The following is a 14,497-nucleotide window of genomic DNA, read 5'->3' as shown; positions in this document are numbered from 1 at the left end:
GTCCGTATCGTTCGGACTGCACACACTGCCGCATGGGCGGGTGTGGTCGCAGCACCTACGCTCGTCCTCGTGCGGATCGCGTCGTTGCTGCCCGCGGGCACCGAGATCGCAGGCCGGCTCGGGCTGGCCGATCGTCTGGTCGGTGTCACCTTCGAGTGCGACGACCCGCCCGGTGTCCGCGACCGGGTCCCGGTCGTCGTCGACACCGCGCTCCCGCACGGCGCGACGCCGGGTGAGATCGACGCCGTCGTCCGGTCCCGCGCCGCGGCCGGACTCCCGATGTACGAGGTCGACGGCGCGACGCTCGCCGCCGCGGATCCGACGCTGATCCTGACCCAGGACCTGTGCGCGGTCTGCGCGCTGCCCGGCGCCACCGTCGCCGAGGCGCAGGCCGCGCTCGGCACCCGTGCGGAGGTGCTGTCGCTGAACCCGCACCGGCTCACCGACGTCCTCGCGATGATCGCCGACGTCGGCGCGGCGGCCGGGGTACCGGCGGTGGCCGCGGAGCTGGTGGGGGTGCTGACCGACCGGTTGGACGCCGTCGCGGTGGCGGTGACGGACCGTCCCGCGCCGCGCGTGCTGGTGCTGGAGTGGACCGACCCGCCGTTCCTGCCCGGGCACTGGGTGCCCGACCTGGTCACCGCCGCGGGCGGCGTCCCGGTGGCGGGGGACCCGGGCGGGCGCAGTGTCGGCGTCGGGTGGGAGACGTTCCCCGGCGACGTCGACGCGGTGCTCGTCGCCCCCTGCGGGTTCGGTCTGGACGACGCGGTGGCCCAGGCCCGTGCGGTGCTCGACCGCCTCCCGGCCGGGGTGCCGGTGCACGCGATCGACTCGGCGGGGCTCGTGGTGCGGGCAGGGCCCCGGCTGGTCGACGGGGTCGAGGCGATCGCGGCGGCGCTGCACCCCGGGACCGTCGCGGAACCGCCGCCGGGGCGGACCGAGCGCGTCCGTTAGGTGCGTGCGCCCGCGCCGAGCCGCCGGCCGACGAACCGGGCGATCCACGGCGCGACCATCAGCATCAGGATCACCCGTAGCACCTGCACCGCGACGACGGTCGTGACGTCGGCCCCGGACGAGATCGCCGTCGCCAGGACCGCGTAGATACCCCCGGGCGTGGTCGCGAGGTAGCCCTCGAGCGGGGTCATCCCCGTGAAGTGCGACAGCAGGAGCCCGAGACCGGCGCAGACCGCGACGACGGCGAGGATCAGTGCGGTGGCCAGCGGCAGCACCCGGACCACCGTCCCGAGCGCCGCGCGGGTGAACCGGAGCCCGGCCTGCCAGCCGATGACGGCGTAGGCCACGTCGACGATCGGCAGGGGCACGGACGCGTCGAAGGAGAACCCGGCCAGGCTGATCACCAGCGCGACGACCATCGGCCCCAGCAGCGAGCCGGCGGGCACCCGGGTGACGCGTCCGAGCGGGACGCCGATCACGACGCAGGCCACGATCACACCGAGGCCGATCCACCAGGGTGCGGCAGGGCCGGCGGGCGGGCTGCCGGCGGGCTCCGCGACCTGTGCGCCGTAGGCCAGCGCGGCGACGACGGGCATCGTCGCGGTCACCAGCCCGACGCGGAGGTACTGGATGACGGCGACGGTGCGCTCGTCACCGCCGAGCTCGCGGCTGATGGCGACCAGGCCGGATGCCCCGCCTGCGGTCTGCGCGAGCATCCCGGTCAGCGGGGTCACACCGCGCTGCAACCCCATCAGCAGGCCCGCACCCATGCTGACCAGGAGCGTCAGCAGGCTGATGACGAGCACCGGGATCCACTGCGTCGCGACGGTCGCGAGCGTCTCCGGGCGGGCCAGCAGCCCGATGACGATGCCGATCACCGCCTGGGAACCGGCGGTGGCCGGTCGCGCGACCCGCGTGGGGCCGAGCCCGGCGAGGGCGAGGACCGTCGCCACGAACAACCCGGCGAACAGCGCCGGTGAGGGGACGTCGAGTGCGTCGAGCGCGACCGTGGCGGCGACGGTGAGCGCGGCGAGCAGCAGCCATCGCCACCAGGGGAAACTCCGGAGGCGCCCGGGCGCCGTCACCGTGCGATCACCGGTTCAGCCTAGGCGTCGGCCACGGGAGGTGTCCCGGTGAAACCGGCCACGGTCGTTGGCACGGGACAAGTACTTTCGGTCCCGGCGCGGACCGGGTAGTACGGACGGGCGAGGCGGGTCGGCAGGACGGGCGAGGCCGACGGGGGAGACGGACGGGCGAGACTCACGGGCGAGGAGGTGCGCCGATGGCGGAGCACGCCGACGAGATCGGGCTGGGACCGGTGATCGCGGGTCTGACCGGACCGGGCGGGGAGTTCGAGCTGGAGACCGTCGCTGCCGGCGGCGGGCGCCCGGTGCGGGTGTACCGGCGCGGCCCGCACACGCTGCGCGAGCTGTGGGAGACGACGGCCACGTGGCCGGAGCGGACCTTCACCGTGCACCACGGGGAACGGCTCACCTACGGCGCGCACCGGTCGCTGGTCGCGGACCTGGCGCGGCATCTCCTCGACGGGCTCGGGCTGCGCCGCGGGGACCGGGTCGCGATCGCGATGCGCAACCTCCCGGAGTGGCCGGTCGCGTTCTTCGCCGCGCAGGTCGCGGGCCTCGTGAGCGTTCCGCTGAACGCGTGGTGGAGCGCGCCCGAGCTCGCGTGGGCCGTCGCCGACTCGGGAGCCCGGGTCGTGATGGCGGATCCGGAGCGGGCCGCGGCACTCACGACGGCGTGGTCCGCGGACGAGGGGCCGCCACGCGCGGTCCCGGTGATCCGCGTCCGCGGGGACGTCCCGGCTGTGGCCGCTGCGGGCGTCGTCGACTGGGACGCGCTCGGCCTGCGCACGGACGGCCCCGGCACGCTCGACGGGCTTCCCGCCCCGGACGTCGGTGACGACGCCACGATCCTCTACACCTCGGGCACCACCGGCCGTCCCAAGGGCGCCGTGGGGACCCACCTCAACCACGTGACGAACCTGCTCAACGTCGCGCTGCAGGCCCGGGCCACCGCGCTCCTGACCGGCGCAGAGCCGCCCTCCGGGCAGCAGGGCACGCTGCTGATGTACCCGATGTTCCACATCGCGGGCATCAACGGGCTGGTCGGCGCGGTGCTCGGCGGGTCCAAGCTGGCCACCCTGCACCGCTGGGACCCGGTCGCGGCACGGTCGGTCGTCCGCGAAGAGCGGCTGACCCGGTCCAACGGCGTTCCCTCGACCACCGCCGAGCTCGTCGACGGCGCGGACCCGGCCGACCTGGCGTCGTTGCGGATGTTCGGGATGGGCGGTGCGCCGGTACCGCCGGAGCTGGTGACCCGGATCGGCCGCGAGCTCGGTGCCGGTACGGCGAACGGGTACGGCCTCACCGAGACGACGTCGGCGATCTGCGCGAACACCGGCTCCGACTACGCGGCCCGCCCGGACAGCGTGGGCAGGCCTGCGCCGGGGGCGGACCTGCGGATCGCCGGGCCGGCGGGAGACGCGCTTCCCGACGGCGAGGTCGGCGAGCTGTGGTTCCGCGGACCGAACATCGTGCGCGGCTACTGGAACGACCCGGACGCCGACGCGGCCGCCTTCACCGACGGCTGGTTCCGCACCGGCGACCTGGGGCACGTCACCGACGGCTGGGTGTACGTCGTCGACCGGCTCAAGGACGTCGTGCTCCGCGGCGGCGAGAACATCTACTCGGCGCAGGTCGAGGCGGCGATCCACGAGGTGCCGGGCGTCGTCGAGGCGGCCGTCGTCGGCGTGCCGCACCCGCGGCTCGGCGAGGAGGTCGCGGCGATCGTCCGGGTGTCGCCCGGCACGGCCCCCGACGACGACGCGGTGCGCTCGGCCGTCGCGGAGCGGGTCGGCGGGTTCGCGGTGCCCGCGCACGTGCGGTGGACCGTTGAACCGCTGCCGCGGACGGCGACCGGGAAGGTGCGCAAGCGGGAGCTGCGGGACGGGTTCACCGCGGGCTGACCGTGGTTCGGCGCAGCACGTGACGTCGCGTGACGTCGGAGCGGCACACCGGCGTACCGGAGCACCGGCGCACCGGAGCACCGGCGCACCGGCGCACCGGCAGAGCGACGCACCGGCAGAGCGGCGCACCGGCAGAGCGGCGGGGCGGCAGAGCGGCGGGGCGGCGGGGCCGGCCGAGTGGGCTGGTCCGAGTCGGGGACTCCGGTCCGAGTCGTCAGTCCTCCAGGTCCGCGAGCGCCCGCTCGGCGTGCGTGACCTCGGCGTCGGCACGCCCGGAGCGGCGTGCGGCGTCGGCGGCGTCGCGTTCCGCGGAACGCAGGGCGCGCTCGGCGTCGGTGACATCGGTGCGGGCCCGGTCGAGGTCCGCGCGCAGCTCGTCGACGCGGCGGTGGGCGTCGTCGCGCCGGGTCGTGGCGGTGTCGGCGCGTTCGCGGGCGTGGTCGCGTTCGCGGGAGGCGTCGTGGGCGGCGAGCCGGGCCCGCTCCACCCGGTCCTCGGCCTCGGCGTGTGCCTGCTCGCGCCGGCGGCGCTCCCGGTCCTCGGCGGCGGCGCGGTCGCGCTCCCGGCGTTCCGCGGAACGCTGCTCGGACGCCCGCTCGTCGATCTCGCGACGCTTCCGGCCGAGCTCGCCGCCGGCACGGGCGCCGGCACCGGCATCGGCTCCCGCAGGTGTCTCCGCCGTGGCGCCGGCCGCGGCCCCCGCCCCGGCACGGTCTCCGGGGTGCTCCCGATCGTCCTCGCTGCCGCCCGAGACGCCCGAGACGCCCGAGACGCCCGAGCCGCCGGAGCCGCCGGAGCCGCCGGAGCCGCCGGAGCCGTCGGAGCCGCCGGAGCCGCCCGGGTCTGCCGGGGCGTGCCGCGACGGTCCACTGCGGCGTTCCGCGGAACGCCCGGAGCGGCGGCCGGCGGCCGTGTCCGGTGCGTTGGCCCGGTCCCGGGGCGCAGCGTGGGAATCGGCGGTGCTGCCCGCGGTGCTGCCCGCGGTGCTGCCCGTTCCTGTGCCGCCTGCCCCGGTGCCGCCTGCCCCGGCTGCCCCGGAGCCACTCGGCGTGGAGCTGGTGGTTCCGGGGTCGGCAGTCTCGAAGCCGAAGGTCCCGAAGCCACTGTGGCGCTCGGCGCGCACCAGCCGTCCGGCGCGGACCTGCTCGGCCAGCTCCGGATCGGCCAGTGCCGCCTCCAGCACCGCGCGGACGTCGCGCTCCAGCCCGGAGTCGATCCGGTGCCCGGCGTCGCGGCCGAGCCCGGCCGCCCGCCGGGCCAGCCCGCCGACCAGCCGGGACCGCTGCGCCGAGACCCGGCGCAGCTCCGCACCGTCCAGGGAGCGCTGGGCCTCGGCCAGCGGACCGGCCAGCTCCAGCAGACCCGCCACCTCGTCCGGGACGGCGGCGACCAGCAGGTTCGTCAGCCAGGCCGCCCGCGTCGGACGCTTGAACCCCGCGATCTCCTTCGCGGCGGCGCGCTCCCCGGCGGCCCGGGCCTGCGCGACCAGATCGTCCCGGACGGCGACGAAGTCCTCGGGCGCGACCCGGTAGAGCCGGTCCGCGGCGTCGCCGACGTCCACGACCGGCTCAGCTCAGGTTCGCGTGCGTACCCACCAGCACCGCGCGGGCGAGGGTGTGGCCGAACAGGTTGAACCCGAGGAACGACGGCGTCGCGGTGGCCGGCACCTCCAGCGACGGGACGTCGACCGCGTGGACGACGAAGTAGTAGCGGTGCGGTCCGTGCCCGGGCGGCGGGGCCGCGCCGAGGAAGCGGCGCAGGCTCGCGTCGTTCGCCAGCTGCACCGCGCCGTCCGGCAGGCCGGAACCCGTGTCGTCGCCCGCGCCGGTCGGCAGCTCCGTCACCGAGGCCGGGATGTCCAGGACGGCCCAGTGCCAGAACCCGGCGCCGGTCGGGGCGTCCGGGTCGAAACAGGTGACCACATAGGAGCGGGTGCCCTCGGGGGCGCCGGACCAGGACAGCTGCGGCGACACGTCCTCACCGCCGGCACCGAAGATGCCGGACAGCTGGGGCGTGGAGAGCGCAGCGCCGTCGTTCACGTCCGTGCTGGTCAGGGTGAACGACGGGACCGGGGGCAGCTCGTCGTAGGGGTTGCGGGGCACGGGGTGGACCTCCTCGTCTCGGATGCATGTGATCGGGTGAATCCTGGCACGGCGCGCCGCTCCGCGGTGCGGTGAGGAACGGGCAGGGTGGTGCGGGTGGAGATGCTGCTGGTGGTCGTCGGCCTGATGCTGGCGGCGGTCGTCCTGGTCGGGGTGGGGGAGCGGCTGCGACTGCCCTGGCCTGCCCTCATGGTCGTCCTCGGCGCCGCCGTCGCGCTGGTCCCGGGTCTGCCCGACGCGTTCGTCGTGGATCCCGAGCTGATCCTGCCGCTGTTCCTGCCGCCGCTGCTGTTCGCGACCGCGCAGCGGACGTCGTGGGCTGTGTTCCGGGCTCGCTGGCGGACGATCGCACTGCTCGCCGTCGCGCTGGTCCTGGTCACCGTCACCGCGGTCGCGGGGACGGTGTGGGTGCTGGTCCCGGGGATCGCGGTGACCGCGGCGATCGCGCTCGGGGCGATGGTGGCGCCGCCCGACCCGGTGGCGGTGGAGGCCGTCGCGGGTCAGACGCCGATCCCGCGCCGGATGATCTCCGTGCTGCAGAGCGAGGGCCTCTTCAACGACGCGACCGCCCTGGTCATCTTCCAGACCGCGGTGCTCGCGACCGTCTCCGGCGACGAACTCAGCCCGCTCGCGCTCGGCACGCGGTTCGTCGCGGGCGCCGTCGCCGCCGTCCTCCTCGGGCTGGCGGTCGCCTGGCTCGCCCGCACCGTGCTCGGTCGTCTCACCGACTCCACCGGCCGCAGCGCGCTGACCCTGGTGCTGCCGTTCGCCACCTACCTGGCCGCCGAGGAGATCCACGCGTCCGGGGTGATCGCCGTCGTCGTGCTCGCCTTGCAGTTGCGCGCCGGGGCGGACGCCGACGAGGCCGCCGAGCGGATCACCCAGTCGTCGCTGTGGAACGTCGTGGAGCTGCTGGTCACCGGCATCGCGTTCGGGCTGATCGGGCTGGACCTGCGCCAGGTCGTCGCGGCCGCCGGGGACGAGCTGCCACGGATGCTCGGGCACGCCGCGCTCGTGTGTCTCGTGGTGGTCGTCGTGCGGACGGTCTGGATGGTCGCCGCCTGGCGGGTCGTGCGCCGCACCGACGACGTCAGCGCCGCGCCGCGCACCGGCCGCGAGGCGGTGCTGCTGGCCTGGTGCGGGATGCGGGGGCTCGCGACGCTGGCGCTCGCGCTGTCCCTGCCGACGACGCTGGCCACCGGCGAGCCGTTCCCGTACCGCGCCGAGCTGGTGCTCATCGCCGTGTCGGTGCTGGTGGTGACCCTGCTGGTGCCCGGGTTCACGCTGCCGCTGCTGGTCCGCGCGCTCGGTGTGGACGACGAGGCCGAGGCCGAGGAGCGCGCCGAACGGGAGATCGTCCTGCGGGCCCGGCGGGCCGCGATGGCGACCATGGAGTTCGAGCAGAAGGTCCGTGACCTCCCCGAGGAGGTCGGCGCGCGGATGCGCGACCGGGTCGAGCGTCTGGAGGCGGTGCTGTCCGGGGAGACGCCGTCCGACGAGGAGCGCAAGCAGTTCGCCACCATGAAAGCGGTGCGCGGGCAGATCGCCGACGCGCAGGCCTCGGCCCTGGCCGCGGCCCGGACCGAGGTGCTGGCGGCCCGCCGGGAGCCGGGGGTGGACCCGCACGCCGCCGACCGGGTCCTGCGCCGCCTCGACCTGCGGACCGTGCTGCTCGACTGAGACACCGGCGCGGTGTGGGCCGGCCGGACGCGCCGTCCGGCCCACACCTGCCGCTCGGCCCGGCCGCTCAGCGCAGGACGATCGCCGCGTCCGGTTCGGTGACCCGGAAGGTGAAGGACTCCTCCAGGTAGAGGTGCACCTCGCGGGCGTCGTGGTCGGAGTAGCCGATCGCGACGTCCTGGCCGACGTCGAGGACGAAGTCCCCGCCGCGCTGGGACACGACGAGCGCGCCGTCGAGGCCGGGTGCGCGCAGGATCTGCCCGCCCAGGATCCGGGTCAGGTGGTCGAACAGCGGGTAGCCGCCGTGCTCGGCGGTCTCCGCGATCCGGGTGAAACCCTCCGGTGCGACGGCCAGCGCGAACGGCCCCTCGATGCCGTTCCGCCGCAGCACGTCCACCGCCCGCGCGACGACGGCCGGGTACCGGTCGGTCTCCTCGCCGAGCCCCAGCGCGTCGTACGGGCTCGACGCGGCGATGCCCTCGATGAGGGCGTCCGGCCAGCCGTGGAACAGCGCCCGGTTCTCGATCTCGGAGGCCTCCCGGGCTGCTCGGGCGAGGTCGTCGAACTCGGGGTCCTGGGCGCCGCGCTCGAGGTCGTCGATCTCGTCGCGGGACACCGTGAAGGGCACCCGCACCTCGGCGAGCGGCTGGACCCGGCGCAGCCGCGCCGTCGCGTCGGTGGCCTTCACCCCCGGTGGGGGCCCGGACAGCCGCGTCGAGCGCCCGAGCGCCACCGACGACGCCTCCCAGCCGGCCGTCCCGCCCCAGTCGGCGATCCGGCGTCCGGCGAGCAGCGGGGTGAGGCGCTCGCGGGCCTCGTCGTCGATGGCCTTCCAGGCGGTGACGGGGATCGGGGCCTTGTCGCGGAGGAGGTGGTCCTGGACCGTCACTGCTGCCGTCCCTTCAGGTCGCCGATGCCGAGCCCGGTGGTGGACGGGTCCGGCGGGTCGATGCGGTTCTCGATCTCCTCGACGTAGGCCTCGGGGTCCTTGTCGGAGTTGTCGAGCCCGGCGGGGGTGGGGTGGGCGCCCATGAACTCCTCGAACTGCCGGCCGAGCGACTCGCGCAGGCCGGTGGTGGCGTGCAGCCGGAAGTTCGCGAGGCCCTCGTTCTCCTCCTCGCCCATGTGCTCGTCGTTGGCGCGGCGGGCGTCCCAGACGCCCGCCCACCACTCGGCCGAGCCGACGGGGTTGCGCTCGGCGCGCGCGACCCCGTCGCGTATCTCGTTGTGGTCGCCGATCGCGTCGAGGGTCTCGTCCTCGGGGTCCTCGCCGTGCTGCAGCAGTTGCGGGTAGAAGATCTTCTCCTCGGCGATCGCGTGCACGTCGAGCCGGGCGGCCAGGGGCTCCCAGAGCCGTGTCAGCTCACGCGTGTCGGTCCCGGCGCGCGCCTGGAGCTCGTCGAGCTCCGCGAACTGCCGCCGGAACCAGGCGTGATCGTCGAGGATCAGCGTCGTGATGTCGGGCACACGGCGAGCCTAGGACCGCGCGGCCTGCCCGGCGCGCCGGGAACGCGCTCAGGTGATGGTGATCCCACCGTCGACGGCGACGGTCTGCCCGGTCAGGTAGCCGCCGGCGTCGGAGGCGAGGAACAGCACGGCCGCGGTCAGCTCCTCGGGGTCGCCCTTGCGGCCCATCGGGATGCGTTCGGCCATCTTCTCCAGGTACCCGGGCTTGTACTGCTCGGTCATCTCGGAGGCGAAGAAACCGGGCGCGATCGCGTTGACCCGGATCTCCCTGCGGCCGGACCACTGCTGCGCGAGGTCCCGGGTGAGGCCGATGACGCCGGCCTTCGACGCCGAGTACGCCGCCTGCGGCAGCCCGGCCGTCGTGAGGCCGAGGATGCTGGAGATGTTGACGATGCTCGACCCCGGCTGCATGTGGGCGGCGCAGGCCTGCGCCATCCAGTAGCTGCCGTTCAGGTTGATGTCGACGACCTGGGAGAACTGCTCGGGGGTCTCCTTCAGCGCGGGCACCGCGGTGCCCACCCCGGCGTTGTTCACCAGCACGTCGAGCCGGCCGAACTCGTCGACGGCGGCCTGGGCGAGCGCCCGGCAGTCGTCGGGTACCGCCACGTCGGTGGCGACGGCGACGGCGCGCCGCCCCGCGGCCTCGACCAGTTTCACGGTGTCGGCCAGCTTGTCGGTGCGCCGGGCGCCGAGCACCAGGTCCGCGCCGGCCTCGGCGAGGCCCTTCGCGAAGGCCACCCCCAGCCCCGACGACGCACCGGTGACGACGGCGACCTTGCCGTCCAGTCGGAATCGCTCCATCACGCTCACGGTCGAGACCCTAACCGGCGCCGGCTCAGCCCTGCTGCTGCGTGGCCGCCAGCTGCGGCACCAGCCGCTCCAGCGCGAACGGAGCCGAGAGCACGCTGTTGTAGGTCATCGCGCCGCGGGTGTCGGCGTCCGGGACGACCATGCGGCCCTGCGCGACGACCGGGACCTGCTGCAGCACCGGGTCGCCGTCGACCTGGGTCTTCGCGGCACCCTCGTCGGCCAGCATCACGAGTGCGTCGCCGTCGAGCAGGCTCGCCTGCTCGGACGACACCTCGACGTAGAAGCTGCCGGTGTCCTGCTCGGCGATCCGCGGCGGCTGGACGAAGCCCAGCCCGGCCATGAACTGGCCGCGGGCGTCGGCGGTGGTGAAGGCGCCGTACTTGCCGTCGAAGGGCAGCACGGTCGCCCCGACCTTCCCCCGGAAGGCGGGGTTGGCGGCGACGGCGTCGGCGAACGCGGCGTCGGCCTGGCGGATCAGCTCCTCGCCGCGCTCGGGCTGCCCGAGCGCGGTCGCGACGGTCCGCATCTGGTCGCTGCGGGGCACGCCGAACGCGATCGTCCCCGCCGGGCGGGCGACGACCGGGGCGATGGCGGAGAGCTGCTCGTACATCGGCTGCTCGATGCCCGCGCTGACGGCGATGATCACGTCCGGGGCGAGTGCGGCGATCTGCTCGAGGTTCGGGTCCCCGGTCAGGACGACCGGCGGTTCGCCCTGCACGAGGTCGCGTGCCCACGGGCCGAGGCCGCCGGCCTCCTCGTAGAACGTGTACGTGGCCGTGGCGACCGGCGTGACGCCGAGCGCGAGCACCGGGTCGGCGTCGGTGACACCGAGTGCCACGACGCGCTGCGGCTGCTCGGGGATCTCGGTGCTGCCGTAGACGTGCTCGATCCGGGCCGGGAAGGCGCCGTCGGAGGCAGGGGCGGGCGCGCCGGAACCGGAGTCCGGGGCGGGGGCGGAGGAGCACGCGGTCAGCAGGCCGAACAGGGCCAGCACCGGAAGCAGCTTGCGAAGCACGTGCCGACATTAGCCGAGCCTCCCCTTACAGGCGAGATGCCCGTTTTCGTACCGCGTTCGCGCCCGCGTCGATCGCGCCGGTGCGGCCGACGCGGGCGCTCCGGTACTACGCGCGCGGGCGGCGCTTGCGGGCCACGACGGCCCGGTAGAGCAGGGGATCGCGAGAGGTCGCGAGGCGGTGCCGGTAGACGGTGGAGCCCAGCTGCTCGAGCTCCCCGGTCTCCAGCAGTGACGTGATCAGCCCGGCGAAGCCGGAGGTGTCGGCCTCGGAGAGGAAGTCGTCACGCAACGTGATGGCGACGAACCCGTCCACCGCGACCATGTCCAGCGCCGCGCGGAAGGCCGCGGGCGGGATGTCCCCGAACCCGAGCGCGGCCACGCAGGTCAGCGCGTCGAACCCGCCGGAGGCGATGGCCGAGGCCTCGCCGTCGTCCAGCGCCGTGAGGTCGATCACGTGGTAGTCGTCGTAGACACCCGGACGGTCGCGCTCGGCGGCCTCGCGGGCCTCCGGGATGATGTCCACCCCGACGACCTTGCCGATCCCGCGGGTCCGGAGTTCCTCGGCGACGATGCCGTTGCCGGCCCCGACGTCGAGCACCCGCAGGCCCGAGGGGTCGACGTTCTCGCCGGTCAGCTGCTCGGCGAGGAGGTCGCACACCACCGGTGGCGACTGGCACTGCAGGATGTCGTAGAAGAGCTTCTCGTAGAGGCCCGGGACCCGGTACAACGCGTCGTAGTCGTGGAACCGGTACTCGGTCCACCCGTCCCCGTCGTCGAGGACGCAGTACTCCACGTCCTGCTCGAACGAGGCGGTGGGTTCCGGCAGGGCCAGCCGGTAGGAGGGTTGGGAACGCTCGACGGCCATGAAAATCCTTCCTGGTCGGGAACGGACGCTCCGACGTTAGTCGAACCTCGCCGCCGCGTAAGGGGTGAGCAATCCCGCACAGCCGCCTGCCCATTCGCGTGCGCGGGGTGACACGATCGGCTCCGGCGGCGCCCCGGACCCGGGCGGACTCTCGCGTCCGGTGGTGTGCCGCACCGGGATCACCGGCGATAACCCGAGACGCGAGGAGAGACATGACCCAGCAGCAGAGGACCGCCATCGTCACCGGGGGTGCGCGCGGGATCGGCGCGGCCACCGCGATCCGGCTGGCGGCCGACGGGCACAAGGTGGCCGTGCTGGACCTGAAGGAGTCGGCGGCGAAGGCGACCGTCGAGGCGATCGAGGGCGCCGGGGGCACCGCGGCCGCGGTCGGGGCGAACGTGGCCGACGAGGCCGCCGTCGCGGCAGCGGTCGAGACGGTCACCGAGAAGCTCGGTGCCCCGACGATCCTGGTCAACAACGCCGGGATCACCAAGGACAACCTGCTGTTCAAGATGAGCACCGACGACTGGGACGCCGTGATGGGCGTGCACCTGCGCGGCTCGTTCCTGATGACCCGCGCGGTCCAGAAGCACATGGTGGACGCGCAGTGGGGCCGGGTGGTCAACCTGTCGTCGACCTCGGCGCTGGGCAACCGCGGCCAGGCGAACTACTCCACCGCCAAGGCGGGCCTGCAGGGCTTCACCAAGACCCTCGCCATCGAGCTGGGCAAGTTCGGCGTCACCGCGAACTGCATCGCCCCCGGGTTCATCGCCTCCGAGATGACGAAGGCGACCGCGGAGCGGCTCGGCGTGGACTGGGACGAGTTCAAGTCCGCCCGCGCCAAGGAGATCCCGGTCCAGCGCCCCGGCGCGGTCGAGGACATCGCCCACACCGTGTCGTTCTTCGCCGACGAGCGGTCGTCGTTCGTCAGCGGCCAGATCATCTACGTGGCCGGTGGCCCCAAGGCCTGAGCGGGACCCCATGACGACGGGGCCGGCCCACCGCACAGGTGGACCGGCCCCGTCGTCGTCCAGGGTGCGTCCGGATCAGGTGCCGGCCTCCATGGGGACGATCGCCCAGCCCGGGATGTCCTCCTGCCCGGGGACCTCGACCGGTTCGCCGGCGAGGTTCATCAGCAGGACGGAGCCGTCCGGGGCGCGGAACGCGGCGAGCGTGGAGCCCTGGGCGCGGCCGAGCTCGACGGTCCCCTCGCGCAGCTTCGGGACCAGCCAGCGCCAGGCGTCGGTCATCGCCGTCGGCTGCCCGCCGTCCTCCTCGGTGGCGGGGCTCCAGAGCGACGAGTACTCCAGCGAGTCGCTGCCCTCCGGGCCCCACAGCAGCGCGCCCTGTGTGCCGGACCGGGCCATCGACTGCAGGACGGCCAGGGTCGAGACCGCGCTGGCCGGGGTGCCGTAGCCGGCCTGGGCGTCGGCCGGGACGTTCGCGTAGAACTCGGCCCACCAGATCGGCAGCTGGGTCCGCTCCTGGATCCACCGGTCGATGACGGAGAACTTCTCGGCGCCGACGTCGACCGGGGAGATCGCGTCCTGCTGGCCGCGGTTGGTGGTCGAGCCGTCGACGACGATGAAGTCCGCGCCCACGTTGTTGCGCAGCCAGTAGTCGAGGACGTCGAGCGGGCGCTGGTCGAGCGCGCCCCACGGGCCGCGGATGTCGGAGGCGTCCGAGGAGTCCGCCGGCACGCTGCTCATGACGACGTAGGGCCCGCCGACCTGCACGTCCGGCCGGACCGACTTCACGGCCTGGTAGACCTTGTTGTAGAGCTCGGTGTAGCCCTCGTAGTCCCAGCGGTTCTGGTCCTCGTGGTAGAAGCCCTTGAGCTCGTTCCAGACCAGGACGCGGTCGACCTGCGGGTAGCGCTGGACGGCCTCGCGGGCGAGGTTCGCGTAGTCGTCGAAGAACTCCGGCAGGATCTGGCGCTCCAGCTTGTCCCACGCCGTGACCCCGGGCGGGCCGCCCTTCATCCAGTCCGGCCCGCAGCACAGCGTGAGCATCGCCTTGCCGCCGGTCTCCTCGGTGAGCGCCATCCGGCGGTCCAGGGAGCCCCACTCGAACTGGCCGGGGGCGGGCTCCGGGTTCAGCGTGCCGAAGCCCATGAGGTGGTGGTTCTGGTACTCCTGGCCGAGGCTGGACAGGATGTCCGTGCCGCGCTGCCGGGCGGCCGCGGGCTCGGTGTCGTCCAGGCTGTTCTGCGTGTGGGTGACGCCGAGCTCCATCGGACCGGGCTGCGGATCCCAGGTCCAGCCGTCGTTCAGGTCGACGGCGCGGGCCGAGGCCTCCAGCCCGGAGGCCGGGGCGGCGCCGGTCGCGTCCTCACCGGTCCCGCCGGAGGTGCACGACGCCAGGGTCAGGACCCCGGCCAGGAGGGCGGCCGGCAGGGACACCCTCCGCGCCCGGCCGGTCGGCCGGGGCCGCCGGGGGGACGTCGTCGGGGAGGGACGGCGCAACACTCGCACGGGTGGGGACCTCACGTTCTGACACGGTCTCGGCTCGTTCACGACCACGGGGCGGGACCGTGTCACCCGATGGTCGCTCCCAGCGTGGCAGCGGGGTCCTGTGATCCACCTGAGAGCGGTGCGCGACCGGTCGTCCACGCGCCG

General features: G+C 74.4%; 13 protein-coding genes. 4 read left to right on the top strand and 9 right to left on the bottom strand.

Annotated elements, in window-relative coordinates; genetic code table 11:
- The first annotated feature begins 69 nt into the window (after window positions 1–69).
- Window positions 70–954: an ABC transporter substrate-binding protein gene (locus PP1_RS02795; RefSeq protein WP_010240469.1), complete on the top strand. Its 885-nt coding sequence runs from the start codon at window positions 70–72 to the stop codon at window positions 952–954.
- On the opposite strand, the gene PP1_RS02790 is transcribed toward PP1_RS02795, so the two are convergent.
- Window positions 951–2,039, bottom strand: coding sequence for an AbrB family transcriptional regulator (locus tag PP1_RS02790; protein WP_010240467.1), 1,089 nt, complete (start codon window positions 2,037–2,039; stop codon window positions 951–953). The two genes, PP1_RS02795 and PP1_RS02790, sit on opposite strands and share 4 nt — an antisense overlap.
- A 197-nt stretch (window positions 2,040–2,236) precedes the next feature.
- Here PP1_RS02790 and PP1_RS02785 point away from each other — a divergent pair, with 197 nt between their 5' ends.
- Complete coding sequence (locus PP1_RS02785; protein WP_010240465.1) at window positions 2,237–3,940, top strand: class I adenylate-forming enzyme family protein; 1,704 nt, start codon at window positions 2,237–2,239, stop codon at window positions 3,938–3,940.
- Window positions 3,941–4,154: 214 nt separating this feature from the next.
- Here the strand turns inward: PP1_RS02785 and PP1_RS02780 are convergent, their stop codons facing one another.
- Window positions 4,155–5,501, bottom strand: a complete 1,347-nt coding sequence (locus tag PP1_RS02780; protein WP_075314198.1) for a hypothetical protein — start codon at window positions 5,499–5,501, stop codon at window positions 4,155–4,157.
- A gap of 7 nt (window positions 5,502–5,508) precedes the next feature.
- Window positions 5,509–6,042, bottom strand: a complete 534-nt coding sequence (locus PP1_RS02775) for a YbhB/YbcL family Raf kinase inhibitor-like protein (RefSeq protein ID WP_010240680.1) — start codon at window positions 6,040–6,042, stop codon at window positions 5,509–5,511.
- An 87-nt stretch (window positions 6,043–6,129) separates the two neighbouring features.
- Between PP1_RS02775 and PP1_RS02770 the strand changes: the two genes are divergently transcribed.
- The gene (locus tag PP1_RS02770; protein WP_010240681.1) at window positions 6,130–7,722 is read left to right on the top strand and encodes a Na+/H+ antiporter; all 1,593 of its coding nucleotides are present in this window, start codon (window positions 6,130–6,132) and stop codon (window positions 7,720–7,722) included.
- Window positions 7,723–7,789: 67 nt separating this feature from the next.
- On the opposite strand, the gene PP1_RS02765 is transcribed toward PP1_RS02770, so the two are convergent.
- The 5 genes from PP1_RS02765 to PP1_RS02745 all read right to left on the bottom strand — a co-directional run bounded on the left by PP1_RS02765 (window position 7,790) and on the right by PP1_RS02745 (window position 11,879).
- Window positions 7,790–8,611, bottom strand: a complete 822-nt coding sequence (locus PP1_RS02765; RefSeq protein ID WP_060576125.1) for a family 1 encapsulin nanocompartment shell protein — start codon at window positions 8,609–8,611, stop codon at window positions 7,790–7,792.
- Window positions 8,608–9,189 (bottom strand): hemerythrin domain-containing protein, encoded by a 582-nt coding sequence (locus PP1_RS02760; RefSeq protein WP_010240685.1) that lies wholly within the window; start codon window positions 9,187–9,189, stop codon window positions 8,608–8,610. The genes PP1_RS02765 and PP1_RS02760 overlap by 4 nt, the downstream gene beginning before the upstream one ends.
- Before the next feature lie 48 nt (window positions 9,190–9,237).
- Window positions 9,238–9,999, bottom strand: a complete 762-nt coding sequence (locus PP1_RS02755; RefSeq protein WP_010240687.1) for an SDR family NAD(P)-dependent oxidoreductase — start codon at window positions 9,997–9,999, stop codon at window positions 9,238–9,240.
- Between the two features lie 25 nt (window positions 10,000–10,024).
- Complete coding sequence (locus PP1_RS02750) at window positions 10,025–11,014, bottom strand: ABC transporter substrate-binding protein (RefSeq protein ID WP_010240689.1); 990 nt, start codon at window positions 11,012–11,014, stop codon at window positions 10,025–10,027.
- A gap of 106 nt (window positions 11,015–11,120) precedes the next feature.
- A complete protein-coding gene (locus PP1_RS02745) occupies window positions 11,121–11,879 on the bottom strand; it encodes a class I SAM-dependent DNA methyltransferase (RefSeq protein ID WP_010240691.1) in 759 nt (252 codons plus the stop codon).
- A 212-nt stretch (window positions 11,880–12,091) separates the two neighbouring features.
- Here PP1_RS02745 and fabG point away from each other — a divergent pair, with 212 nt between their 5' ends.
- Complete coding sequence (gene fabG / locus PP1_RS02740) at window positions 12,092–12,850, top strand: 3-oxoacyl-ACP reductase FabG (RefSeq protein WP_010240693.1); 759 nt, start codon at window positions 12,092–12,094, stop codon at window positions 12,848–12,850.
- A 75-nt stretch (window positions 12,851–12,925) separates the two neighbouring features.
- On the opposite strand, the gene PP1_RS02735 is transcribed toward fabG, so the two are convergent.
- Entirely contained in the window at window positions 12,926–14,281 is a 1,356-nt protein-coding gene (locus tag PP1_RS02735; protein WP_010240695.1) for a GH39 family glycosyl hydrolase, read from the bottom strand.
- Window positions 14,282–14,497: the final 216 nt, after the last annotated feature.

It is taken from the genome of Pseudonocardia sp. P1, assembly GCF_000178675.2.
Lineage (GTDB): Bacteria > Actinomycetota > Actinomycetes > Mycobacteriales > Pseudonocardiaceae > Pseudonocardia.
This window is presented reverse-complemented; position numbering and strand designations above follow the sequence as displayed.

Coding starts and splice junctions, on each gene's coding strand:
- PP1_RS02745 (WP_010240691.1), bottom strand. CDS start 11,879: ATGGCCGTCGAGCGTTCCCAACCCTCCTACCGGCTGGCCCTGCCGGAA.
- PP1_RS02785 (WP_010240465.1), top strand. CDS start 2,237: ATGGCGGAGCACGCCGACGAGATCGGGCTGGGACCGGTGATCGCGGGT.
- fabG (WP_010240693.1), top strand. CDS start 12,092: ATGACCCAGCAGCAGAGGACCGCCATCGTCACCGGGGGTGCGCGCGGG.